This is a genomic window from Ruegeria sp. 6PALISEP08 (assembly GCF_001238295.1).
In the GTDB taxonomy this organism is placed as follows: Bacteria; Pseudomonadota; Alphaproteobacteria; order Rhodobacterales; family Rhodobacteraceae; genus Ruegeria.
In genome coordinates, this window is record NZ_LGXZ01000024.1 from 1 (window position 1) to 22,961 (window position 22,961).

Sequence of the window (22,961 nt, forward strand, 5' to 3'; positions counted from 1 at the left end):
CCTGACCCTAGGTGCTCAGGCGGCAGCATCGTCAATCGCCATTCCGGCGACAGCGCGTTACCTTCGACGCCCTTCCTGTGCCGTCGTGTGCAAACGATCCACCCCTTTGCCTGCAAGTCAGCCAAGGCTGTGGCCGCTGTTTTGGGGGCAACGCCCATTTCTGCTGCTAATGTCCGCGTGGATAACGCAACAATACCGTTGTTGTTGAATTTCAGCTTTTTGCCTTCATAGCGACATCGGACTTTGAGATGCATGTACACTCTTGTGCCGAGGAACTTAGGGCTTTCTACGCGGGCAATCGGGTATCTTCTTTTATCCATTTGGCGAATTGGTTGGTTCGGTTTTCATATTGTTTATCACGCCCCATGGTGATGATCCTGATCATGGCACGTTGAAGGCGCGACAGACGGTTGCGCAGATTTTCCAGATCGCAGGTTTGCGTTCTTGGAATTTGAAGTGGAGCGGTCAAAAGCGGCCAACGCTGCGCCTGTATTAGCGTGCCACAGGCGTGCAAGTGCCTCTCGGGTCATGAAGTACCCTAGCCGTCATCCGACAAAAACGGTCGGATGACCTCGTTGAGCCCAAAGCGGACTTTCGAAATGTCATCTTGCTTATGTCGAGAAGAAGGCAAAAAGCAGTTTACAGGGCTACTTCTCGAACGAGCGTGCAATAGCGGCCCAGCCGAGTGCGATGTTTTCTTTTTCCGTGCCCAGTATCAACGGCTGCTATCCGGCGGATTGAAGTGCTGGTTCGTCTCGTCCGCAGGGCAGTTGACCACTCAATCAAAGATCGCTTCTCATTATACCCATACAGCGACGTTCGCGGTTCGTTACCGTGTTATCAATCATCCAATGGCTGCGATATCTGGCGCTCATTCTGTCGCTCTCCGTCGACTGCGAAGCGGACAACGCTGACCTTTTCAGCGCTTACTTCGATGCGAGGTTTCGGAAAATGATTGCGCAACGCAACAACAATGCCCGGACGTTATACTTTACCAATCTGGAAAACGTGTCGTGACGCAGCTGGGGAGCCAGACTGAAAACAGCCGTTTCAGCGTGGATCTCAGTACAATGCCCACTGTTATTTTCGCGGGGCTTCCATCCATTGGAGAGTAGCCAATCGCTTGCCGTGTTTCGTTGATATTCCAGCGCATCCCCGGGTTATCTGACATTAGGTTTAGGGCTGCGAAGGAAATACCCTTGGCATCTATTGCGGCGCGCATTCCGCTTAGAAAGTCCCGATCACTCAACCACATTTCCTGACCCCACCGACCCATCGCCATGTGTGTGCCGGGTTGGTTGTCATGCGTCCATTGTGTCCAGCCGACGCGCAAGCAGATGACCGATAGTCCGTGATGCTCGGCGAAATAGGCCCCTGTCCGTTCACAGAATAGCTTTGACATACCGTAGGCGTTTACTGGCCCTGGTGGTGTCGTGCTGTTGAGCACCTCATGCGTGAACCTTTTGTCGCCGTGAACCCAATTGGAGCTGGCAAGAACCACGCGGCTGACGCCCATGGCTGCCGCATGGTGATAGAGTGAAAGCGTTGCATCCATATTGTGATTGATCGCGGAAGCCCAAGTGGCGGAAGGCTCTCGGTCTCCGGCAAGATGCACGATAACGTCCACTCCCTTTAGCAAACTAACCCAACTGCTGTCGTCGGACAGGTCTGCTGTGTGAATGTCGGGATGATCAACGGGACGGATGTCGATGCCAGAGACGGTGTAATCGGGGTCGCTTTCTAGCGCGTTGAAGAGTTTGCGGCCGAGATGCCCGCCTGCGCCTGTAATCAAGACATGCATGAAAGGAACTCCTTGTTGTTTGTGAGCCCCAATGGCATTTGGGTTGCATCTTCATCCGTCAAGACGCGGAACGTCTGCCGAAAACTCAGCGTTTCATTCGGTGCGAGCTTGCATGCCGGGGAGTGCCACTCCGCTTCGCAATAGGCGTAATCGGCTGAATTAAAGACCTCAAACGGATAGTCGTGTGCAAATTGATCGCCCTTTTGAGGTTCCGGTACCGAGCACATTAGCAACGGGGCATCAGCGCCGCACCGTATCAATGTACGACCGTTGGGGTTCGGTAGCCCGACCTTGAATTCTTGCTGTCTGTTGCAATCCACGACAATGCCATTGCCGTGCGTAGCTATCATCCCTTCGGCAGAGCCAAAAACAGGATAAAATGCAGGGTCTTCCAATTCGACACCGACCTTGGTGGGGGTGTTAAGCATCATGACTGACCAAATGCCGGTCAGGCGCGAGGAGGTCCCATGGTTGACCACGATGTGTTCTATTTCCCAGCGTTCCGCCGAGGTCAGCGTGATGCGGCGCGACACTGACAAGTGCGAGGTCGGGCATAGTGCGCTGGTCATGTCGATACGAGTGCTGCTTCTTGAAGTGATCTGGTAAGAGCCGCTGTCCAATACGGGAAACGGAGCGCCGTTTACCCATGATGCATCCGGGGCGATCCAAGTCTTCTCGCCGCCCCAGAGCGGAAAACCAAATTGTGGAGAGCGTGTGGGCAGATCAGTAAGCTGGGTGCTATCGACATCTAAACCGTTGAGATCCGCGTTTTGAAAAAGGAGGGAGCGCCCTTGGAAGTTTACATCCCATAAGCGGCCCCCAATGCCGGGCAGGAGCGTCAGCCGCAGATCGTTTTGCTGCAGGTGAAGAACGCTCCATCTGTCCGGCATGTACTCCCTCCTATCGGTTTCCCGGCGCGATCGAATGCGCCGGGATAATCGCTTAGGTGTGCTTGAACTGGACTACGTTTTCGGCCGTAATCGGCATAACCCCGGTCTCAACGCGCTCTGGTAAAGGGTTGATGCCAGCCGCCTTCCAATCGGGCAAAACCTTCAGCGCGTCAGTGTTCTGCCAATGCATCATGTGGAAGGCGAGAAAGATCTCCAAATAGGATTTCTGAGCCACTGCGCCGTGAATTGTGCCGTCTTCGATATAGGGAAGCATATCATCATTTCGGTCCATCGCGACGATCTTAATGTCCTTGCGTCCCGCCTCATTGATGGCAATTGCAGCGCCTTTGCCGCTGTCGCCGTCCGTGCCGCCAATGCCAACAATATCCGGGTTCGCCTGAATTGCCTGAAGGTAGGCTGTCGGCGCATAGGACGGGTCGGCCTTATCATTGACGACGTCGACGACCTCGATATCCGGGTATTTCTCGGCAAAGATTTGTTTGTAGCCTTCGACACGCTCCAATGTGGAAGGGGCAGGGAAAGTGCCGAGGATAACCTTGCCTTTCCCGCCAATCGCTTGCGCAAGCATTTCGCCGCCGACACGTCCTGCTTGAACGCCGTTGATACCAAGGAATGTGGACCGGGGACTGTCGGGAATATCGCCAATACAACATGTGACTGGAATGCCAGCCTCCACCGCACGTTCGACGCCGGGGGCTAGAGTGGCTGGATCACCGGGGAAGATAAGGATGCCTGCGGGACGTCTTGCGATCAGTTCATCCAATTGGCGTGCTTGTGCGGCCGTGTCGAAATCCAACGGGCCGGTGAATGTGGCCTTGATGCCCATTAATTCTTCAAGGTTTTCCATCGCATTGCGATAGTCCACCCAGAACGGTACTTGCGTGACAATGGACAGGAAAACATACTCTTTGCCCGCCGCTTGCGCCATTGCCTCTTTGGACAGCATGGGCAGTCCGAACGCTGCGGCCAATCCAGCGGTGGTGCCCGCTGTCAGCAGCCTGCGCCGATTCACATTCAATTCAGTCATCGTAGTCTCCCTGTTTTGGATCTTTGGTTGTTGTTGAGTTTTGGAAAGCTTCGGGCTTAGCCCCGTTTGCCTCGGATCAGCATGTCCAAGGCGACCGCTGTAACGAGTACCCCGCCGATGACGATCATCTGCCAGTAGATCGATACGGCCAGCATCGTCATAGTGTTGTTGATCAACGCAACGAAAACGACGCCGAGGAAAGCACCAAGAATAGTGCCCTCGCCGCCGCGTAGAGATGCGCCACCGATGACAGCCGCTGCCAGAACCTGAAGTTCGATACCGTTGCCTGCCGTGGGCGTACCGCTCATCAGGCGGGAGGCCAGCAATACACCCGCCAAAGCGGCCAGAATACCGGTCAGTGCGTACAGAATGATACGCACGCGTGTGACATGGATGCCTGACAACATCGCGGCCTTTTCATTGGCGCCGATGAAATAGACCTGACGGAAAAAGCGTGTATGGCGGACGGCCAGGTCAAACAGAACGACGAGCAGAATGGTGAACAAGACGATTACCGGAAAGCCGCCTATGTCAGCTTTACCGATCCAGGCAAATGTTGCCGGCAGGCTTGAAACAGAAAAACCTTCGGTCAAGACAAGAGCGATGCCTCGCGCGATCGACATCGTGCCGAGGGTCGCGATAAGCGGATTGATCCCGAGGCCGGTCACCAGCAAACCGTTCACTACACCGACAATTCCACCCAGCACTAATCCGCATAACACAGCGAGCGGAATTGGCATGCCAGTCAAAAGCAGCATGGCTACGACGGTAGAAGACAAAGCCATAACCGATCCAACGGAAAGATCGAACCCGCCGGATGCAAGTAGGATCGCCATACCGATCACGATGATCGCGGTGGGGGCCATGCCCACGGCCACGGCTCGAAAGTTCGAGAAGCTGAGGAAATAGGGATTAACGTTGGACATCACGATGATGATGGCGGCGATCAGAACGATCAGCGTCAGTTCACGAATATCGACAAAAGCTTGTAAAACACGGCGTAGCAGCGGACGCTTCATGGGCAAGTTGGCTTGAGCGGTCAAGGTCACGTCGCGACTCCTGATTGATTGGTTTGGGGTGCGTCCACAATTGGAACGGAATTTCCGGCGGCCATTTGAAGAAGCGTGGTTTCGGTTGCCTCAGCGGCTGCGATGTCCCCCATGAGGCGACCGTCGTGGACGACAAGGATGCGGGTCGAGAGAGAGACAAGTTCGGGAAAATCGGATGACACGACGAGAATGGCCATTCCCTCGGCTGCTCGACGCAAAAGTTCCGTGTGAATTTGGAATTTGGCTCCGACATCGACACCTTTTGTGGGCTCCTCAATGATCAGAAGAGCTGGCGCGCGTTTGAGCCACTTGGCCAACATAATCTTTTGCTGATTGCCTCCTGAGAGATCACCAACAAGTTCGTTAATCCCGCTGGTTTTGACACTGAAGGCGTCAATGGCTGTTTGGCTGGCTGCTTTGATCGAGCCCGAACGCATGAAGCCAGCAGACGCATGATCGGAAAGACTGGCCGCGATCAGGTTGTCGCTGAGTGATTGTTCCAGAAAGAGGCCTTCAGTCTTGCGTTCCTCGGGAACAAACCCGACTTCAGCACGCATCGCCTGCCGCAAGGACGCAAAGTTAACAGGCTTGCCGTGAAGTCTGATCTCCCCGGTCGCGCCATGCATCAGCCCGACAATCGATCGAACAATCTCGCTGCGGCGAGCGCCCATCAACCCTGCCATCCCTACAATCTCTCCGGCTTTAATGGAGAAAGAAATGTCTTCGAATTCACCTGGATGGGTTAGGTCTTGGACATGCAAAACCTCTTCGCCGTTAACCTTACCTGACCGCGTGACATCACCGGGGTGAGCGCCACCGATCATCTCGGCAACGACTTGCTCCTGAGAAGTTTCCGAAACCGATAAAGTGCTGATGTGGCGCCCATCTCGCAAAACGGTAATGCGATCCGAGATCTGGAAAATCTCGGCCATATGATGGCTGACATAGACGATGCCAATCCCTTTCTTTGTCAGGGACTTTAGGACTTCGAATAGTGCGTCTACTTCGTCGGGTGCCAGTGCCGATGTCGGTTCATCCAGCAAAAGGACGCGGGAATTTAACGACAGCGCCTTGGCGATTTCAACAATCTGGCGGGAGCTAATCGGCAAGTTTTCCACGGGTGTTGAGACGTCTATATCCAGACCGAATTCCGCCAGTAACACCTCCGCACGGCAGCGCAGTTCAGGCCAGTCAACTACGCCAAACCGGGTGGGTACGCGGCCCGCGTAGATGTTTTCCGCAACAGAGAGCGCGCCAGCGAGGCTGAGCTCTTGGAAAACACAGCCGATGCCCAGGGATTGCGCATACGACGGGCTTTCGACCCGCTGTTCTTTGCCGTCGCACAGGATACGCCCAGCAGAAGGTTGGTGAAGTCCATAAAACAGGCCGAGACAGGTGGATTTTCCGGCACCGTTTTCCCCACACAGCGCGTGAACTTCGCCGGGTCTCAATTCAAAGTCGACGCCATCCAAAACAATGTTCGTGCCGAAGCTTTTGCCAACCCGATCCAACTGGATCAGTGGCTGTAGCCCCGGTGAGTCAGGTTTCATTGCTGGCGTCATACAAGCTTCCTCCCGTCTTTTGATTGGCATCTGATATCTCAGATGTCAACTGAAAAAGAAAAGACCGGGAGGTGCCCAAGAGAAAGGGGCGGCGCCGTTTTGGCCCGCCCCCGTCACAACGAAGCTACGTTTTTGCTAGGATGCGGTCGCTCCTTCGAGGACGATGGCGGCGCTCTTGTAGGCTTGTCTGGTGCGGTCAATATGCGCTGTGAGAAGAGATTTGATTTTGGCCATGTCGCCTTCGCGAACGGCAATAGCGATTTTCGAATGCTCATCGAAGGAGAGCTCAGTATGCTGTGGCAGCTTCGCCAAATGGGTCCGCAATGCGGCAATCTTACCGATGTAGCGTGTATAGCTGGCCGTCAGGTAATCGTTACCGGCATGTTCAAAAATCAACTGATGAAATGTAGTATCTAGTGAAAGGTAGCCCTTTTCATTACCTCGCCTGCGTTCCTTCTCCATGTCCTTCACGACACGCTGCATGTCGTCGGCAAGACCTTCCGGGTTCCGCAACAACGCAAGTTCAAAGGCGGCAGTTTCGATAGCCTGTCTGAAATCGCAGATCTGAGTCACTTCCGGCTCAGACAGCGAAAAGACGCGTGCGCCTTTTTGAGGCTCGATACTGACCAACCCTTCGTCACGTAATTGAGCGAGTGCTTCGCGGACTGGCGATTTCGATACGCCCAGCTCTTCGGAGATTTTTCGCTCCGACAAAACCTGACCCATTTTAAGGGAGCCATCGATAATACTATTCCGCAAGTGTTCCAGTGCGAGTTCACGCAAAGACTTGGGTCTCTCAAGCGCCATCTGAGGATATCTCCAAAAAAAGGTGTTGCCAGATGCAAGATATCTGATACACCAGATTAGGCAAGCTGGTATATCAGATATCAGAATGTACTTAGGAGATCAAAAAGTGCGCGCAGAGTTGGTCGTCGATTGTAAGAACCAGCACGGGGAAGGGACATTCTGGAATCCCGCCGATGGCCTTATCTGGTGGACCGACATTGAGGGCTGCGCGCTTTGGTCATTTGATCCTGCAACGTCAGAAACCGCCTCTCATGAAATGCCGGAGCGTGTGTGTTGCTTCGCGCCGCGCGCGTCTGGCGGTCTGATTGTTGCTTATGCGGATCGAGTTGTCTTGTTCGATTCGCCCAATGGCGAGGAAACCCTCGTGGCGCGGTTCGAGCCGAACAATCCGGAGACACGGCTGAACGATGGGCGAACTGATCGCCAGGGGCGATTGATTGTTGGAGGCATGAATGAAGTTTCTGGTAAAGCCGATTCGTCAGTCATCTGCGTCGATAAGGATTTAAGTGTACGGACGATTGTCGAAGGAGTGTCTTGCGCCAATTCGACTTGCTTTACGTCCGACGGTGAGACGATGTACTTCGCGGATACCCCGGATCGGGAAATCGTCGCATTTGATTACGACACCCGCAGTGGAACCGTTTCGAACCGTCGGCGGCATGCTTCTTTCAATGATGAGCCTGGCTTGCCTGATGGGTCCTGTGTCGATGCCGAAGGGGGCGTCTGGAACGCCGAATGGGAAGGCCATCGCGTTGTTCGCGTCGCACCTGATGGAACGATAGATCGCGTGATTGAGGTGCCGGTCTGGAAGCCCACCTGTTGCGCTTTCGGTGGCCCTGATCTCGACACGCTGTTCATCACGACCTCAAGGCTGATGAGTGACGAAGCAGCTTTAACAAAAGAACCGGAATCCGGCGGCCTCTTTGCTGTGAAACCCGGCGTTCGTGGCGTGATCGACGCGCCATTCAAAGGATAACCAACGAAATTCTGGAGGAGAAAACTATGTTGAAAACGCTAATGACCACTACGCTTGCCGCAGGGTTCGCCACGCTGGCAACGGTCGCTCTGGCGGAAAATTATCCAACGCCGGTTCCACTTGAGGACGGGGCACAAGCGCCAATCGATGCGATAGAACCCAAAAACGAAACGTTCCGGATCGCGTATATGCCGCCGGCGACGGAGTTCAACTATTACATTGCCATTGGTGAAGGCATCAAAGCGGTTGCCGCTGAGGCCGGGGTCGAAGTCTTCATGCTTGCTCCCCAGTCTGGTGCGGACATCAACGGCCAAATGGGAATGATCCAGGATGTGCTGACGCAGGATGTGGAAGCAATAATCTTTGGTACACACGATGAATTTGCTGCCGCACCACTGCTGAAGCAGGCCGTCGACAAGGGCATGGCAGTTTTGATGATCAACTCGGACATCCCGAACTTCCCGACGCCAATTCATGGCGTTGTCGGGTACTCCCAGCGCAACGGCACACATGCTATCGCTGATTGGGCCATTGAAACTTATGGCGATCAACCGTTGAAGGTCGGCATTATCGAAGGGCAGCCTGGCTATCACTCGACCGAACGTGTGGGCGGCTTCCTCGACGGTATCGAGGGCAACGAAAACTTCGACGTTGTGGTGTCTATTGACGGTAAATGGAACGTTGAGGGCGGCAACACTGCTGGTATGGACATCCTGCAGTCGAACCCCGATCTCGACATGATCTTCGCGGCGAACGACTACATGATCATTGGGGCATCCTTTGCTGCGAAAGCACTCGGCCGCAATGATATCGTCCTTTTGGGTAATGATGGCGACACGTCTGGCCTTGAAGAAATTGCGGCTGGCAACATCACGGCAACCGTCAACACCTCACCGTTCTTGATGGGTAAAGCGGCTATGCACGCAACCATTGATGCGCTCAACGGGTCCTATCCCGGCGGCTGGATCGAAACGCCCACATCAATTGAAGACAAAGACGGTGCGATCAGCGTGCTGCAAGAGCCAGAAAAGCTCTTCCCGCAGCCGTCCAAAGAGTACTGAACTTTCTCCCCGCTTCCCGGTGGCGCGTGCGCGTGCTGCCGGGTTGCAACTCAACCGAGTTTCGCTTTTATCGAGGCAATCGCAATGACACCCGCAACGCCACTTTGGGAGTTTGTCGATATCACCAAGGCCTATCCCGGGGTTTTGGCGAATGACAAGGTCTGCATTCGGCTTATGCCCGGTTCCATTCATGGGCTGCTGGGTGAGAACGGCTGTGGCAAGTCGACCATGATCAAGACACTGTCCGGCGTGCAGCAACCCGATAGCGGTCAAATCCTGCACAATGGCAAGCCGGTCACGATCAGCGACCCGCAGGCGGCACGTGAACTGGGCATCGCAACAGTTTTTCAGGAATTTTCGATTGTGCCCACCTTGTCGGTTGGCGAAAACATCTTCCTAGGCAATATGCCTCGGTCCCGCTTTGGTGTGATCGACTGGACTAAGGTCCACAACGAAGCCGCTCGCGTTCTGGCGGAAATGGATGTCGATGTTTCTCCCGAAACCATCACTGGCTCGCTATCGGTAGGTGAGCAACAACTGGTCGAGATCGCGAAAGCCGTCGCGATGGACGCCCGCATGATCATCCTGGATGAGCCAACAGCGGCATTGGGTGAAGATGAAATTGAGCGCCTGCACCAGCTACTGCGCAAAATGCGTGAGCGCGGCACCGCTATTCTCTATGTGTCGCACAGACTAGATGAGGTTGAACGGATCGTTGATGAAGTGACGATCCTTCGCAACGGCTGTGTTGTGCGTGCAAGTGGCGAGACCAAGATCAACGTCTCTGAGATTGTCAGCGCAATGGTCGGTGAGGACATTGGTGAGCATTATCCGAAGGAGCAGAACGCAGCCAAGGATATTGTGTTAGAGGCAGCGGGTCTGGCCACCAATTCGGGCGTGAAAGATGTATCGTTTTCGTTGCACCGAGGTGAAGTTCTGGGCTTGGGTGGTGTATTGGGCAGTGGCCGCACAGAGATTGCCCGTGCCCTATTCGGGACAGATGAGCTAACCGCCGGGCAGATATCACTGAACGGCAAACCGGTTCGCTTTCGCCGGGAAATTGATGCGATCCGTGCGGGTTTGGCTCTTGTTCCAGAGAACCGAAAGTTTGACGGGTTGTTCTTCAATTTCCGCGCAAGCGGGAACGTCACTGCAGCGTCCCTCGGCGGGCTAAGCCGGTTCGGTGTTTTGAATCTCAAGGCGGAAGAGCAAGCTACCCATGACCTGATCCGCGATCTGGAAATTTCGACCCAGGCTGAGGAAAAGACGGTCAACTTCTTGTCTGGAGGTAATCAGCAGAAGATCGTGATTGCACGTTGGCTATTCTCAGCCTCTGACATCCTGATCCTTGATGAACCGACGCAAGGGATCGATATCGGCGCCAAGATCGCCGTTTACAAGCTGATTAACAGGCTCACGCGGGCGGGGAAATCGATCATTCTGATCAGTTCAGACCATGATGAGTTACTTGCGATGAGCGATCGGATTGCAGTCGTGCAGCACGGAACGATAGCGCGCACGGTCGATGCACACGACCTTACTCATGACGACCTTGTGCGCGCGTCCGCCGACACTCCTCAATCCAAGCCTAAGGAGGCTTTCGCATGAAGCGGATCTTTGACACCCAATTGATCGGACCATTTGCAGCAATGGTGATCGTCGCACTGATCGTGGCACTTACGACTGAACGCTTCCTGAACCCGGGTAACCTTTCAAACCTGTCCCTACAGGTAAGCATCGTGGCCTTGATCGCAATCGGGTCTACTATCGTGATCTTTGCTGCGGGCATCGATCTGAGTTCCGGGTCTATGGTGGCTTTGCTGACCATGATCCTTGCGCAAATGTTGAAATTTGTTGGCATTCCACTGGTTCTGGCGTTGCCACTCATTCTCCTCATGGGCGGATTACTTGGTCTATTCATTGGGCTGATAACAGCCTATGGGCGTATCCCGTCTTTCATCACAACACTGGCGGCGTTGATTGCCTTCAGGGGCCTTGCCCTGACCTTTAACAATGGATCGCCGATCTTTTCGCTGGATCCGGCGCTAGAGCCAATTTTTTACGGCAAGCTGTTCGGCGTTCCGATGCCTTTCTTCTACCTCGTGTTCTTCTACGTCCTTGCTGCGTTCACTATGAACTTCACGAAACTCGGCCGTGAGATCTATGCCGTGGGTGGTAACCCAGCCGCTGCCGTTCTGACGGGTATTAACGTACGTAAAGTTCAGACGACGACATTTGTCATCGCGGGTTTTATGACTGCGGTTGGTGCGATCCTGATGTCAGCGCGCCTCAACTCTGGTTCGCCCAACTATGGCCAGACGCTGGAACTGCAAGCCATTGCCGCTGCTGTTGTCGGCGGGGCCAGCCTTGCAGGCGGACGCGGCAACATCCTCGCCACGCTGATGGGGGCGATGACAATCGTTATCGTCCAGAATGGGTTGAACCTAAACGCTGCGCCATCTTCGGTTCAGAACATCGTGTTGGGCCTGATCATTCTGTTGGCCGTTGGCATAGACATGTGGCGCGCGGAAATTTCGGGCTTGATGGGTCGAATGTTCGGCCGCCCTTCATCGCAGCAGTCATCTAACGTTAAGAAGGAGGCCTGAGATGGATCTGGGGCTAAAAAATAAACTGGTCCTGGTGACTGGTTCAGGTTCCGGCATCGGCAAAGCCACTGCCCGGGTCTACCTGGAAGAAGGCGCGCGGGTCATCGTGCATGGCCTGACCGAGGCGGAAGTGTCCGACTGCGTCGACGACCTGTCATCTCTGGGCAAGGTCGAAGGCATTGCTGCCGACTTAACCAAAACCACTGATGCGGAAACTCTGGCAGAGTTTGCCCGTGCGCGCGGTGCGGTGGACGTTCTTGTTAATAATGTTGGCATCTTTTCGGTCAAACCGTTCGAGGATCTCACGGATGACGACTGGATGCATTACTTCAACATCAATGTCCTGTCCGCCGTTCGGATGAGCCGGATTTTCCTGCCTGACATGCTTGGCCGGGATAAGGGATCTATCATCAACATGGCCAGCGAAGCGGCAGTGAAACCACTACCTCAAATGGTGCATTACTCTGTCACTAAAACTGCCATGTTAGGTCTGACACGTGGCATGGCAGAATTGACAAAGGGGACAAAAGTTCGGGTTAACTCGATCCTGCCTGGTCCAACCTGGACAGAAGGTGTCGAAGCCTATTTTGACGGCCTCGCCGATCAAAAGGGTGAGCCGCTTGACACGATCGTCGACAATTACTTCAAATCAGATGAGCCCACATCGCTCATACAACGCTTTGTCCAACCAGACGAAGTCGCCCGCATGATCGTCACGATCTCTGCAAGCACAGCCTCCAATGGTTCTGCGCATCGGATCGAAGGCGGCATCGTTCGCAATATTCTTTAACTGCTAACTGGAGGAGCCTGCTATGGCCGCTCTTACTTTCTCTCACATTGGCATCACAGTTCCCGACCTGGAAAAAGCCGTGGAGTTTTATTCCAAGGCATTCGGCCTGTACGTGCTGATGGAGCCAACTGAAATCCTGCATGACGAAAGCGCCATCGGTCAGATGTGCGACGATGTGTTTGGGGAAGGTTGGGGAAGCTTCCGCATCGCGCACTTGTCAATGGGCGACGGTGTTGGCGTTGAATTGTTTGAGTTCCCGAAGACCGTCGAAGAAGAACGCCCGTTTGAATATTGGCGGCGTGGCTTGTTTCACTTCTGCGTACAGGACGAGGATCTGGAAGGCCGCATCAAGGTTATCGAAGACCTGGGCGGGCGCCAGCGCATGAGCCAAGTGCGCAAGTATTACCCAGGTGAAAAGCCCTATCGCATGGTCTATATGGAAGACCCGTTTGGCAACATTTTCGAGCTCTATAGCCACTCGTACGAATTGACCTATTCGGCGGGTGCTTATGACTGATCACGCCGACTTTCCCCCAAGAACGGACAAACCCAAGGTCGTGATAACCGATTACGACTTTGGTGATGTTGCCGTTGAAACGGAAATCCTGGAAGCCGCGGGTGCCGAAGTGATCGCGCTTCAGGCCAAGCGTCAGGAAGACCTGTTCGATGTCGCGCCGCATTGCGCAGCGATGATGAACCAATATGCCCGGATCGGGAAGGAAACGATTACGCGGATGCGGAACTGCGAGGTCATCGCGCGTTATGGCGTAGGCGTAGATATCGTGGATGTCGGCACAGCAACGGAAAAAGGCATCCTCGTTACCAACGTGCAAAACTATTGCACCGAGGAAGTTGCCGATCACGCGATTGCCCTTTGGCTGACCTTGGCGCGCAAGTTGCCCGACTATGATCGGGCCACTCATGCAGGGGTCTGGCAGTGGCAAAGCGGGCAGCCGGTCTATCGGTTGCGTGGGCGGACGATGGGTGTCGTCTCGCTGGGTAAAATCGGGCAAGCCATCGTAGCTCGGGCGCAATCTTTCGGAGTTGCGGTCATCGCTTATGACCCGTATTTGCCAAGAGAAGCTGCCGCGAAGCTTGGGGTCGAGCTGGTGAGCAAGCCCGAATTGCTGGCTAGGTCCGACTATATTCTGATGCAGGCTCCGATGACGCCGAACACGCATCACTTTCTGTCTGATGCCGAATTCTCTGTCATGAAACCCGGTGCGATACTCGTGAACACTGGACGCGGACCAACGGTCGACAACAAGGCGCTGTTCCGGGCGCTGACCGAAGGCCATCTGTCTGCTGCAGGGCTCGACGACCCCGAAGAAGAGCCAGCCAAGCGCGCCAACTGGACGCCTGATAACAACCCGTTGTTCACACTGCCCAACGTCCTCGTAACGCCACATGCCGCCTACTATTCCGAGGAATCCATACACGCAGCACGGGTCACCGCCGCCACTCAGGTGGCCAAGGTCCTGACAGGGCAAAAACCCGACTACACAGTCAATGCCGACGCATTGGCCGTATCTACCGCATAACAGGAGACAAGAATGCCAGACGTCAGCACGGACCTTAGGGTTTTCAATGATTTTGAAAGAAACCCGGAACTTCTCAAAAAATTCGACAAGGTGTTGGAGGCGTACTCTGCCGCTGCCATTTTTGCGGATGTGCAGTACCGAACAGGTGTGATGGACAGCGCCATCAAGCCTGCTTTCCGCGCCAAGGTGACAGGCCAGGCCGTGACGGTTCAGCTTTCAAAAGGCGATCTGGTGGACCCATTGCGAGCGCTTGAAATGGGACAACCCGGGGACGTGATCGTCGTGGACGCGGGTGGTGATCGCCAAACTTCGGTCTGTGGCGGCCTCATGGGTGGCCTGGCTAAGAACCGTGGCATCCGCGGCATGATCGTTGATGGCACCGGGCGCGACACAGATGAGCTGGAAGACATCAACTGGCCAATCTGGACGCGCGCGATCACGCCACGTGGAACGCACACGATGTTCTCAGAACGTAAAGAAGAGCTTTCGATCAATGTGCCAATCGCCTGTGGGGGCGTCGTCATAAACCCCGGAGATTTCATTGTAGCTGATCTCATGGGCGTCGTTGTGGTTCCACAGGAAATCGCCGAAGAAACCGTGCGCCTTGCTCAAGAGCAAGCTGACCGAGAGGAGGAAACCCGTAAATGGGTGGCCCAAGGCAAAACCGTTGAGGATCTGCTGAATGAATTCGGTCGCATCTGAGCCCGCGCTGATCGGCGTAGATTGGGGCACTTCATCGTTCCGTGCATTTCTCATTGGTGCAGAAGGCGAAGTGATCGATGGAGTCTCGTCGCCTGAAGGCATAATGCAGGTTGCAGGACAAACGTTTGAGTCGGTTCTTGATCGTCTCATCGGCCCTTGGGTCACTAAAGAAAACCTGCCGATCCTGGCATCTGGCATGATCACCAGCCGCAATGGCTGGGTAGAAACGCAGTATGCCGAAATGCCGCTGGGTGCTGGCGGTCTTGCGCGGGCGTTAGTCCCCCACGAAGCAGCCAACGGAGCGCGAATTCATTTTGTGACAGGTGCTTCGACAGAACATGCTGGAGGACCCGACGTAATGCGCGGCGAGGAGACCCAGATCATTGGGGCATCTTCGCTCGGTTTGAGCGAAGGTATGTTCGTGATGCCGGGAACGCACAGCAAATGGGTTCAGGTTGCGGATGGGAAGATCGTGGACTTTTCGACCTACATGACAGGTGAGATCTTTTCGGCGCTGAAAGAACACACGATCCTTGGAACCTTGATGAAGGAGGACGCCTTCAGCGAAGACGCATTCGTGATGGGCGTCAAGGCCGGCCTCAGTGGTGAGTCGAACCTACTGCACAGCCTGTTTCATGTTCGGACGCTTCCTCTCATGGGCAAAATCCCAAAAGTTGCTACGGCCGACTACTTGTCGGGCTTGTTGATCGGGACCGAGGTTGCGGCCGCGACCGGCGAATTAAAAGACGTCGGCACGATCACCGTTGTTGGACGGAGCGATTTGTCCGACCGATACGAAATAGCGCTTCGAACTGCAGGTTTCGACAGCCGTCGCGCGCCAGATGATATCGTTGCGAAAGGGCATTTTCTGATCGCTCGCGCTGCGGGGTTGGTCGGATGATTGACCTCACCGCAGCTCTTGCTGAGAACCCGCTGATTGCGATTTTGCGGGGGCTGGCACCAGAAAATGCGCGCCCGGTGTCTGATGTGCTCTTCGATGCCGGGTTTCGGATTATTGAAGTGCCGCTCAACTCACCGGACCCGCTGGAATCGATTGCGCAGATCGTTGCGAAACATGGCGCTCAAGCCATAGTCGGCGCTGGCACAGTGTTGACTACGGATCAGGTCGGGTCGGTCGCAGATGCAGGCGGGCGGATCATCGTGTCGCCTAATATGAACCCGGACGTCGGGCGCGCGGCTGTCGCACGGGGTCTGTATTGGTGTCCGGGCGTCATGACCCCCTCCGAGGCCTTTACGGCATTGGATATCGGAGCTTCGGTGCTCAAATTCTTTCCGGCGGAAATGGTGCCCCCCGCTGCCATAGCGGCTATGCGCGCCGTATTGCCTGCAGACGCAGTCGTCGCTGCGGTAGGTGGCATAACGCCGGATACGATGGCGTCGTATCATGCTGCGGGTGCAGATGGATATGGGCTGGGCTCCGCACTGTTCAAACCGAGCTATACATTGGATGATATCGACAGGCGCGCGCGCGCCTTCACCAGTGTATTGGAGGAACTTGGATGAAGCAGGCCCTTGTTACGGGTGGTACGCGAGGGATCGGTGCGGGTGTTGCGCGATCGCTGGCTGAGGCAGGCTGGTCCGTCATCGCTGCATCTGCGTCACAATCCGAGTTGGATGCGTTCGTGCCCCAGGACGGGATCAAGGTACAGACCCTGGATGTGACTGATCAGGTCTCTGTCGATACAGTGTTTAGCGATCTTACGCGTCTTGATGCTTTGGTGAACTGCGCAGGTATTCTTATGCGTGAAGAAGAATACAACATCGACGTATTTGCCAAGGTGCTTGATGTGAACCTGACCGGTACAATGCGCTGCTGCCTCGCCGCACATCCGTTGCTGACGGAAACTGGTGGGGCCATCGTCAATACCGCCTCCATGCTCAGCACCTTTGGTGGGCCTTTGGTTCCAGCCTATTCCGCTTCCAAGGGCGGCGTTGCACAATTGACCAAGGCGCTTGCAGGTCGCTGGGCCGAACACGGCGTCCGGGTCAATGCCATCGCGCCAGGGTGGATCGAAACAGAGATGACCCAAGGCCTACGGGAAGACCCGGCGCGAACGGCAGGAATCATGGCGCGCACGCCTATGAAACGCTGGGGAAAACCCGAAGAGGTCGGCGCGCTTGTGCAATGGCTTTTGAGTGAAAACGCCGGCTTTGTGACCGGATCGATCTATCCGGTCGATGGCGGCTATCTCGCTATGTGAGGAAAATCAATGAATGACGACGACACCGCCCGAATGCCTTATCAATTGCCGTTCCCCAAGGATGCGCAAGAAGAGATCGTGATCCCGAACGCGATGAGTGAGGACGACAGGCTATGGGTTCCGCAGGCCGAAAACGTCTGGTTCCGGCCGCTCTGTCTGAACCGCTCGCAAGGCTATTGGATGAACCTTCTCAAAGTGCGCAAAGCTGGAGTTCTTTCGCGGCACCGCCATCCGCAACCTGTCCACGGCTTTGTCCTGAAAGGACGTTGGCATTATCTGGAACATGATTGGGTGGCGGAAGAAGGGGGTTATGTCTTTGAGCCGCCGGGCGAGACACATACTTTGGTCGTCCCGGACGATGTCGAAGAAATGGTCACATATTTTCAGGTCAATGGCGTGATGTGCTATGTTGATCCGTGGGGCAAGGTCACTGGCTACGAAGATGTCTTTACCAAGATTGATCTGTGCCGAAAACACTTTGCGGAAGTAGGACTTGGAGAAGACTACGTTGAACAATTTATCCGGTGACGCGCCGCGTTTCGCGCTAGTAGCTCATGATGCGCGAAAGGACGAAATCGTTGAATGGGTGGGTCTACAACAGTCTCGCCTGTCCGGCGTGCAAATCTTTTCGACAGGAACAACCGGCGGTCGATTAAAAGAAGCCTTTCCAGAGCTGAATGTGACTTGCCTGAAAAGTGGACCGCTCGGGGGTGATCAACAGATCGGCGCTATGATCTGTGAAGAGAAACTGGATGCGCTGATTTTCTTTGTCGACCCTCTGTCACCCATGCCGCACGATGTTGATGTTAAGGCTCTGACTCGTCTAGCGACGGTCTATAACCTTCCGATGGCGTGTTCGCGTTCAACCGCTGATTTGATCGTAAATGGACTGCTTGACGAAGATGCGAGCACGCGAGCATGATACGCAGCGTGCAGGCATGGTTGATCAGCCAGTCCTGAGAAGATGCTCGGCCAAGCTATCGAGTTTTTCAGAACCCAGCTGACTCATATTGGCCTCAATGTCTGCTTTCAGGATGTGAACGAGATGTTCGACCCCTCGCGCTCCAAACGCTGCGACAGCATATTGAAAGGCGCGTCCGACCATGACGAAATCTGCACCTTTCGCCAGGGCGCGCATTATGTCCAATCCCCAGGCAATGCCGGAATCGTAGATCAGTGGCATGTCTGTACCGACCGCTTCGCGAATACCCGGCAATTGATCAATCACGGCGGGCCCGGCTTCGAATTGCCGCCCAGAGTGGTTGGATACCCAAATGCAGTCCACGCCCTCGGTTACCATTTTTTGAGCATCTTCAGGCCGCAGGACACCCTTGACGATCAAATTGCCTTCCCACTCCTGTCGTAACTCGCGCAGGTACTCCCAATCCGGAATCCCACGGATCAAGGCGCCCGCGTGGGTAAAGCTTTCGCGCCCGCGTGTGGGGACATAATCGTCAAAGAACCGCATGCGTGGCATGACGCCTTCGCGCAGATGCGCAAGGCACCAGGTGGGACGTGAAGCCATTTCTAACAGAGTGCGTAGGTCAGCTTTTGGAGGCACGGTCAGGTTGGCGCGGCGTTGTCGTTCGCGCCGGCTCTCCTCTGGTACGTCCACTGTGATGATCAGCGTGTGAAACCCTGCTGCCTTGATCCGCGGCAGCATTGCGCGGCGCAACTCGCCAGAGTTCACCGGGTAATGCTGAAACCACCCGTTGTTGCCAATGTGGGGCGCCACATCTTCCGGCGACGCTACCGCAACGCTGGACAACGAAAACGGAATGTTGTGCGCGACCGCCGCCTTTGCAAGCATCCGCTCTGCACCCGCCCACATCAGGCCGGACATGCCCACAGGTGCTATTCCGAAAGGCAGATCATATGTTTTACCCATCAGTGTAGTCTGCAGATCGGCCTTTGTTCGGCCGCATAGAACACGCGGCATGAATCCGATGGCATCAAGTGCGTCACGGTTTACCTTCAACCCCAGTTCGCGGCCGGTTGCGCTGTCGAGGTACTCGAAGGCAAACTTCGGAATGCGCTTTTGCGCGGTATTCCGAAGATCTTCTATCGACGGGTGGGATAGGTCCAGATCCATCAGGGTCCCCTGGTTTCGTTGTCTAACGTTTGAAGCTCCTCAGCCGGTCACCAAAGGGACGGTAAGGCCAAAGAAATTGCGGGCACATAGGTGATGAACATCAGCAGGATCAGCATGCCTGCAAAGAATGGTAGGATCGCCCGGCTGAGGCTTTCGATGGAGACCTTCGAAATGCTGCTGGCCACGAACAGGTTGACGCCCAAAGGTGGTGTGCAGAATCCGATGGCCAGATTGACCGTCAGAATGACGCCAAAGACGATAGGATCGACACCAAGCGCGGTTGCAACCGGCAGCAGGATCGGCGTCATGATGATGATCGACGAAATCGTCTCCATGAACATGCCGATCACCAGCAAAAGCAGATTGATCAACAACAGAATGATGATCGGATTGTCGGACAGGCTGGTGATCGTTGTGGCGAGTTCTGTCGGGATTCTTGCAAGCGTGATCAGCCTTCCAAATGCGGTCGCCATGATCACCAATACCAGAATGGTCCCACTGGTCTTTGCACTGCCTGCTAAGACCTCTGGCAAGTCCCTGACGGTGATATCGCCATAGACAAAGATGCCGATGAAGGCGGCATAAACCACAGCGACGGCGCCTGCTTCGGTTGGGGTGAAGATGCCGCTGTAGATGCCCCCAAGGATGATTACAGGCACCAGAAGTGCCCAGATCGAAGACCGGAAGCTCTGCCAGACACCCGGGCCTGAGAACGTGGTTGTCGATTGCTGAACAACCTCATCCTTTCGCAGCAGGACACGGGCGACCAACATGAACATGAGGGCAAAGAGGATGCCGGGAACAACACCCGCCAGGAACAGCTTTCCGATCGAAACCTCGGCAGTAACACCGTAGATGATAAAGGGGATACTTGGCGGGATCATCACGCCGATCATCCCTGAAGACGCCGTCAATGCGCCGCTGAATTTGCGCGTATAGCCAACCTTTTCCATCTCGGGGATCATGTTTGATCCGATGGCGGCGACGGTTGCTGGGGACGACCCGGATATGGCGGCAAAGAACACGCAGGCAAGCACGTTCACATAAGCCAGCCCGCCCCGGATATGACCTATCAGGGCATTGGCGAACCCAACCAGACGGCGCGACATTCCACCGTGCTGCATCAGGTCGCCCGCGAGGATGAATAAAGGAACAGCGATCAGCGGAAACGAGTCTGCGCCTGTCACCACCGAGCGCGCCAAAAGCACCATCGGCGGAGTTCCATCCACGAAGACCATCACGATCATCGTCGCAAGACCCAGGCAGATGCCAATTGGCACGCTGAAGAGCAGAAGTGCGAAGAGAGTCAGGAAAAGCGTTGTTGCAAGCATGCCGGGTTCCTCACGCTTTGGTCTCTGCGATCAGGTGCAGGGTTCGGATCAGATGTTGAGTAACGCGGATGGCGGACAGGCCTGCACCAACCGGCGCTGAGGCATACAGGATCGGGATTGGAAGCCCCAAAACAACTGAGGTCTGGCTGGCCACAAAGGGCTGCCGGATCAGCTTGATGCATTCAATTGTAAGAACGATCAGGAATCCAAGGACAAGAAGCGCGATCACAACATCCGCGTAAAGCCTTGCCCGCTCGCTCAGGACATCGCGCAGGACTGTAATGCGTACATGATCGCCGGTGTGGAAGGCATAACTGACGCCAAGCCAGACGAACCAGACAAATAGCCAAAGCGTTAGCTCTTCGCCCCATGAAAGAGAGGCATTCAGAATGTAGCGCATGAATACATTGCCAAAGATCAACAAGACAATCGCGGCCAGAAGTGCGCTGGCTAAGACCTTTTCGGCATTCATATCGATCCATTTGATAACCGACACCGTTCACCTCCCCTGAACGAAAGGGGCACCCGAACCTTCATGGCACGGGTGCCCGTATTGGCTGGGTAGTCCGAGGGTCAGCTTCCGCTCGCTGCGGAAACCGCTGCTACCCAATCGTCATAGGCTTCGGCGCCAACCTCGTCGCGATACTGCAGACGGACGCTTTCGGTTTTGTCGGCAAAGGCCCTTCGCTGCTCTGCAGTCAGTTCCAGAACCTCGACACCGGCAGCACGAATCTGTTCCAGCTGTTCCGCATCTTCGCTTGCGACCAGCTCAGCCTGATAGTCGCGTGCGGCGGCCATCGAGTCCCGCACCAGTTGCTGATGCTCTGCAGACAGCGAGTCAAAGAACGGTTTGGAGATGACGGGCATATAGACCGCAAAGACATGGCCCGTGGTCGAAAGGTATTTCTGCACCTCGTAGAAACGCTGTGAGGTGATGATCGCCAGTGGGTTTTCCTGGCCGTCGATCACGCCTTGCTGGAGAGCAGAATAGACCTCACCAAAGTTCATTGGCGTCGGGTTGGCCCCGAGCGTTTCGAATGTCGCCACATGCGCCGGAACCTTCATGGTGCGCAGCTTGACACCCTCGAGATCCGCGGGGGTTGCAACCGGACGGACATTGTTGGTCACATTGCGTACACCCAATTCAAGCCAGCCGAGACCGACCAATCCCTGGTTTTCGACCCGTGCAAGCATGCCATCACCAGCATTACCATCAAGAACATCAAAGGCGATGTCCTTGGAGGAATACATGTAAGGCAGTTCAATTACTGCAAAAGCCGGATCCCAGCCCGCGAAGAAAGAGGAAGGAGGAATGGCCATTTCGAGAACGCCGGTTTGAACACCTTCGATCATCTCGCGATCAGGGCCCATCTGCGACGAGGGAAATATCTGTACGTCGATCTCACCATTCGAGCCAGTTTCGACCAGTTCTTCAAATTTCAGTAGCGCGCGATGCATATGAAACGCTTCTGCTGCGCCATGCCCAACCTTAATGACTGTTTCAGCGGATGCTGCAAAAGCAAGTCCGGCTGACATGACGACGCCAAGCGCCAATGTTGATTTCTTGAACAAGGTATCCTCCCACGGATTTAGTTTTTCGATCTATTATCTGAGATATCAGATATAATATAGAAATCAAGCTTACATGTGCTATTGTGTTAGAGAGACGAAATAGGACGAAGTGAAAATGACCAAGATTTTGCAGATTAAACGCCCGGATTCGTTGAGTAAAACTGCTGAAGAGCACATACGAAAAGGCATTATCAATGGCACGTTTCAATTGGGTGAATCGTTGCCGGAAGTGAAGCTGTCAAATGCCATGGGCATCAGCAAAACTCCGATTCGCGAAGCGCTATCGGCTTTGAATCTTCAGGGGCTCGTTCAGATATTTCCTCATCGAGGAGCCTTTGTTTTCTCTCTTTCTCAAGAGGACGTGGTGCAGCTTTGCCAGTATCGGCTCATCCTAGAATCTGCAGCTTTGGAGCAGGCGCTTGAAAAAAACCCGTCGGTTCTGATCAATGAGCTGGCTACAATTGTTTCTAAGATGTCGGAAGCGCAGGACGCGGATGAATTCGAGCAGTACTTGGAACTTGACGCCGAGTTTCACGACGCGTTTTTCAGGTCCTGCGGAAACAGTTACCTGCGGGATGGATATCAAAAAGTCAGTGATATCGTCCAAACTATGCGGACGCATCTGTCCAAGCGTTCCAATCGAACGAAGAAATCTTTCAAGGAACACCAAGCGATCACATCGCTATTGGGCGAGGGTAAAGTAAAAGCAGCAACGAACACCCTCACACGTCAAATCACTCGCGGTGAGCGATCTTATTCCGATTTGGTTGGTCTGAAGCAAGCATAGGTGTCCTGCCATCTGGGTCTTGTCAGATTAACTTTGCTTGAGCGGGGCAGTGCGATTGCGTAGCTTTTGTCCATGACCAGACCTGCTTTTTTCAAATACTTTAAACCCAGTCCTTAGGCTCAAG

At 54.7% G+C, this 22,961-nt stretch carries 24 protein-coding genes and 1 pseudogene; 14 read left to right on the forward strand and 11 right to left on the reverse strand.

What is annotated here, in order from left to right:
* From ALB80_RS21160 to ALB80_RS21195, 7 genes and pseudogenes are all read right to left on the reverse strand, one after another.
* Positions 1-254: pseudogene (locus tag ALB80_RS21160) on the reverse strand (hypothetical protein); the annotation flags it as partial.
* 737 nt (positions 255-991) lie between these two features.
* On the reverse strand, positions 992-1,801 hold the full coding sequence (locus ALB80_RS21170) for an NAD(P)-dependent oxidoreductase (protein ID WP_050606095.1): 810 nt from the start codon (positions 1,799-1,801) through the stop codon (positions 992-994).
* Positions 1,789-2,691, reverse strand: coding sequence for a hypothetical protein (locus ALB80_RS21175; protein WP_050606096.1), 903 nt, complete (start codon positions 2,689-2,691; stop codon positions 1,789-1,791). Before ALB80_RS21175 ends, ALB80_RS21170 begins: the two co-directional genes overlap by 13 nt.
* A 52-nt stretch (positions 2,692-2,743) precedes the next feature.
* Positions 2,744-3,739 carry a substrate-binding domain-containing protein gene (locus ALB80_RS21180; protein ID WP_050606097.1) on the reverse strand — a complete coding sequence of 332 codons (996 nt, stop codon included), beginning with the start codon at positions 3,737-3,739 and terminating at the stop codon, positions 2,744-2,746.
* Between the two features lie 56 nt (positions 3,740-3,795).
* Complete coding sequence (locus ALB80_RS21185; protein WP_050606098.1) at positions 3,796-4,788, reverse strand: ABC transporter permease; 993 nt, start codon at positions 4,786-4,788, stop codon at positions 3,796-3,798.
* The gene (locus ALB80_RS21190; RefSeq protein ID WP_253276954.1) at positions 4,785-6,338 is read right to left on the reverse strand and encodes a sugar ABC transporter ATP-binding protein; all 1,554 of its coding nucleotides are present in this window, start codon (positions 6,336-6,338) and stop codon (positions 4,785-4,787) included. The genes ALB80_RS21185 and ALB80_RS21190 overlap by 4 nt, the downstream gene beginning before the upstream one ends.
* A gap of 147 nt (positions 6,339-6,485) precedes the next feature.
* The gene (locus tag ALB80_RS21195; RefSeq protein WP_010437239.1) at positions 6,486-7,157 is read right to left on the reverse strand and encodes a GntR family transcriptional regulator; all 672 of its coding nucleotides are present in this window, start codon (positions 7,155-7,157) and stop codon (positions 6,486-6,488) included.
* A gap of 106 nt (positions 7,158-7,263) precedes the next feature.
* On the opposite strand from ALB80_RS21195, the gene ALB80_RS21200 reads away from it, so the two are divergent.
* From ALB80_RS21200 to ALB80_RS21260, 13 genes are all read left to right on the forward strand, one after another.
* The gene (locus ALB80_RS21200) at positions 7,264-8,133 is read left to right on the forward strand and encodes an SMP-30/gluconolactonase/LRE family protein (protein ID WP_050606117.1); all 870 of its coding nucleotides are present in this window, start codon (positions 7,264-7,266) and stop codon (positions 8,131-8,133) included.
* Positions 8,134-8,159: 26 nt separating this feature from the next.
* Positions 8,160-9,194 carry a sugar ABC transporter substrate-binding protein gene (locus ALB80_RS21205; RefSeq protein ID WP_050606100.1) on the forward strand — a complete coding sequence of 345 codons (1,035 nt, stop codon included), beginning with the start codon at positions 8,160-8,162 and terminating at the stop codon, positions 9,192-9,194.
* An 84-nt stretch (positions 9,195-9,278) separates the two neighbouring features.
* The gene (locus ALB80_RS21210) at positions 9,279-10,802 is read left to right on the forward strand and encodes a sugar ABC transporter ATP-binding protein (protein WP_050606101.1); all 1,524 of its coding nucleotides are present in this window, start codon (positions 9,279-9,281) and stop codon (positions 10,800-10,802) included.
* Complete coding sequence (locus ALB80_RS21215; protein ID WP_050606102.1) at positions 10,799-11,800, forward strand: ABC transporter permease; 1,002 nt, start codon at positions 10,799-10,801, stop codon at positions 11,798-11,800. Before ALB80_RS21210 ends, ALB80_RS21215 begins: the two co-directional genes overlap by 4 nt.
* A 1-nt stretch (position 11,801) precedes the next feature.
* Entirely contained in the window at positions 11,802-12,590 is a 789-nt protein-coding gene (locus ALB80_RS21220) for an SDR family NAD(P)-dependent oxidoreductase (protein ID WP_050606103.1), read from the forward strand.
* Positions 12,591-12,612: 22 nt separating this feature from the next.
* On the forward strand, positions 12,613-13,107 hold the full coding sequence (locus ALB80_RS21225) for a lactoylglutathione lyase family protein (protein WP_050606104.1): 495 nt from the start codon (positions 12,613-12,615) through the stop codon (positions 13,105-13,107).
* Positions 13,100-14,131, forward strand: coding sequence for a C-terminal binding protein (locus tag ALB80_RS21230; RefSeq protein WP_050606105.1), 1,032 nt, complete (start codon positions 13,100-13,102; stop codon positions 14,129-14,131). The genes ALB80_RS21225 and ALB80_RS21230 overlap by 8 nt, the downstream gene beginning before the upstream one ends.
* 12 nt (positions 14,132-14,143) lie before the next feature.
* Complete coding sequence (locus tag ALB80_RS21235; protein WP_050606106.1) at positions 14,144-14,833, forward strand: RraA family protein; 690 nt, start codon at positions 14,144-14,146, stop codon at positions 14,831-14,833.
* Complete coding sequence (locus ALB80_RS21240; protein ID WP_050606107.1) at positions 14,814-15,734, forward strand: 2-dehydro-3-deoxygalactonokinase; 921 nt, start codon at positions 14,814-14,816, stop codon at positions 15,732-15,734. Before ALB80_RS21235 ends, ALB80_RS21240 begins: the two co-directional genes overlap by 20 nt.
* Entirely contained in the window at positions 15,731-16,357 is a 627-nt protein-coding gene (locus ALB80_RS21245; protein ID WP_050606108.1) for a 2-dehydro-3-deoxy-6-phosphogalactonate aldolase, read from the forward strand. The genes ALB80_RS21240 and ALB80_RS21245 overlap by 4 nt, the downstream gene beginning before the upstream one ends.
* A complete protein-coding gene (locus ALB80_RS21250) occupies positions 16,354-17,055 on the forward strand; it encodes an SDR family NAD(P)-dependent oxidoreductase (protein WP_050606109.1) in 702 nt (233 codons plus the stop codon). Before ALB80_RS21245 ends, ALB80_RS21250 begins: the two co-directional genes overlap by 4 nt.
* Before the next feature lie 9 nt (positions 17,056-17,064).
* A complete protein-coding gene (locus ALB80_RS21255) occupies positions 17,065-17,583 on the forward strand; it encodes a 2,4'-dihydroxyacetophenone dioxygenase family protein (RefSeq protein WP_050606110.1) in 519 nt (172 codons plus the stop codon).
* The gene (locus ALB80_RS21260; protein ID WP_050606111.1) at positions 17,564-17,977 is read left to right on the forward strand and encodes a methylglyoxal synthase; all 414 of its coding nucleotides are present in this window, start codon (positions 17,564-17,566) and stop codon (positions 17,975-17,977) included. Before ALB80_RS21255 ends, ALB80_RS21260 begins: the two co-directional genes overlap by 20 nt.
* Before the next feature lie 24 nt (positions 17,978-18,001).
* Here ALB80_RS21260 and ALB80_RS21265 read toward each other — a convergent pair whose 3' ends face one another.
* The 4 genes from ALB80_RS21265 to ALB80_RS21280 all read right to left on the reverse strand — a co-directional run bounded on the left by ALB80_RS21265 (position 18,002) and on the right by ALB80_RS21280 (position 22,050).
* On the reverse strand, positions 18,002-19,147 hold the full coding sequence (locus ALB80_RS21265) for an alpha-hydroxy acid oxidase (RefSeq protein ID WP_050606112.1): 1,146 nt from the start codon (positions 19,145-19,147) through the stop codon (positions 18,002-18,004).
* 47 nt (positions 19,148-19,194) lie between these two features.
* Positions 19,195-20,478 carry a TRAP transporter large permease gene (locus ALB80_RS21270; protein ID WP_050606113.1) on the reverse strand — a complete coding sequence of 428 codons (1,284 nt, stop codon included), beginning with the start codon at positions 20,476-20,478 and terminating at the stop codon, positions 19,195-19,197.
* Positions 20,479-20,488: 10 nt separating this feature from the next.
* The gene (locus ALB80_RS21275; RefSeq protein ID WP_050606114.1) at positions 20,489-20,974 is read right to left on the reverse strand and encodes a TRAP transporter small permease; all 486 of its coding nucleotides are present in this window, start codon (positions 20,972-20,974) and stop codon (positions 20,489-20,491) included.
* A gap of 77 nt (positions 20,975-21,051) precedes the next feature.
* Positions 21,052-22,050 (reverse strand): TRAP transporter substrate-binding protein, encoded by a 999-nt coding sequence (locus ALB80_RS21280; protein ID WP_050606115.1) that lies wholly within the window; start codon positions 22,048-22,050, stop codon positions 21,052-21,054.
* 115 nt (positions 22,051-22,165) lie between these two features.
* Between ALB80_RS21280 and ALB80_RS21285 the strand changes: the two genes are divergently transcribed.
* Positions 22,166-22,837 carry a GntR family transcriptional regulator gene (locus ALB80_RS21285; RefSeq protein WP_050606116.1) on the forward strand — a complete coding sequence of 224 codons (672 nt, stop codon included), beginning with the start codon at positions 22,166-22,168 and terminating at the stop codon, positions 22,835-22,837.
* The last annotated feature ends 124 nt before the right edge of the window (positions 22,838-22,961 follow it).

What these genes read in the sequence shown, in the direction of transcription:
- ALB80_RS21170 (WP_050606095.1), bottom strand. Translation starts at nt 1,801, where the DNA reads ATGCATGTCTTGATTACAGGCGCAGGCGGGCATCTCGGCCGCAAACTC.
- ALB80_RS21175 (WP_050606096.1), bottom strand. Translation starts at nt 2,691, where the DNA reads ATGCCGGACAGATGGAGCGTTCTTCACCTGCAGCAAAACGATCTGCGG.
- ALB80_RS21180 (WP_050606097.1), bottom strand. Translation starts at nt 3,739, where the DNA reads ATGACTGAATTGAATGTGAATCGGCGCAGGCTGCTGACAGCGGGCACC.
- ALB80_RS21190 (WP_253276954.1), bottom strand. Translation starts at nt 6,338, where the DNA reads ATGAAACCTGACTCACCGGGGCTACAGCCACTGATCCAGTTGGATCGG.
- ALB80_RS21195 (WP_010437239.1), bottom strand. Translation starts at nt 7,157, where the DNA reads ATGGCGCTTGAGAGACCCAAGTCTTTGCGTGAACTCGCACTGGAACAC.
- ALB80_RS21205 (WP_050606100.1), top strand. Translation starts at nt 8,160, where the DNA reads ATGTTGAAAACGCTAATGACCACTACGCTTGCCGCAGGGTTCGCCACG.
- ALB80_RS21210 (WP_050606101.1), top strand. Translation starts at nt 9,279, where the DNA reads ATGACACCCGCAACGCCACTTTGGGAGTTTGTCGATATCACCAAGGCC.
- ALB80_RS21215 (WP_050606102.1), top strand. Translation starts at nt 10,799, where the DNA reads ATGAAGCGGATCTTTGACACCCAATTGATCGGACCATTTGCAGCAATG.
- ALB80_RS21220 (WP_050606103.1), top strand. Translation starts at nt 11,802, where the DNA reads ATGGATCTGGGGCTAAAAAATAAACTGGTCCTGGTGACTGGTTCAGGT.
- ALB80_RS21225 (WP_050606104.1), top strand. Translation starts at nt 12,613, where the DNA reads ATGGCCGCTCTTACTTTCTCTCACATTGGCATCACAGTTCCCGACCTG.
- ALB80_RS21230 (WP_050606105.1), top strand. Translation starts at nt 13,100, where the DNA reads ATGACTGATCACGCCGACTTTCCCCCAAGAACGGACAAACCCAAGGTC.
- ALB80_RS21235 (WP_050606106.1), top strand. Translation starts at nt 14,144, where the DNA reads ATGCCAGACGTCAGCACGGACCTTAGGGTTTTCAATGATTTTGAAAGA.
- ALB80_RS21240 (WP_050606107.1), top strand. Translation starts at nt 14,814, where the DNA reads ATGAATTCGGTCGCATCTGAGCCCGCGCTGATCGGCGTAGATTGGGGC.
- ALB80_RS21245 (WP_050606108.1), top strand. Translation starts at nt 15,731, where the DNA reads ATGATTGACCTCACCGCAGCTCTTGCTGAGAACCCGCTGATTGCGATT.
- ALB80_RS21250 (WP_050606109.1), top strand. Translation starts at nt 16,354, where the DNA reads ATGAAGCAGGCCCTTGTTACGGGTGGTACGCGAGGGATCGGTGCGGGT.
- ALB80_RS21255 (WP_050606110.1), top strand. Translation starts at nt 17,065, where the DNA reads ATGAATGACGACGACACCGCCCGAATGCCTTATCAATTGCCGTTCCCC.
- ALB80_RS21265 (WP_050606112.1), bottom strand. Translation starts at nt 19,147, where the DNA reads ATGGATCTGGACCTATCCCACCCGTCGATAGAAGATCTTCGGAATACC.
- ALB80_RS21270 (WP_050606113.1), bottom strand. Translation starts at nt 20,478, where the DNA reads ATGCTTGCAACAACGCTTTTCCTGACTCTCTTCGCACTTCTGCTCTTC.
- ALB80_RS21285 (WP_050606116.1), top strand. Translation starts at nt 22,166, where the DNA reads ATGACCAAGATTTTGCAGATTAAACGCCCGGATTCGTTGAGTAAAACT.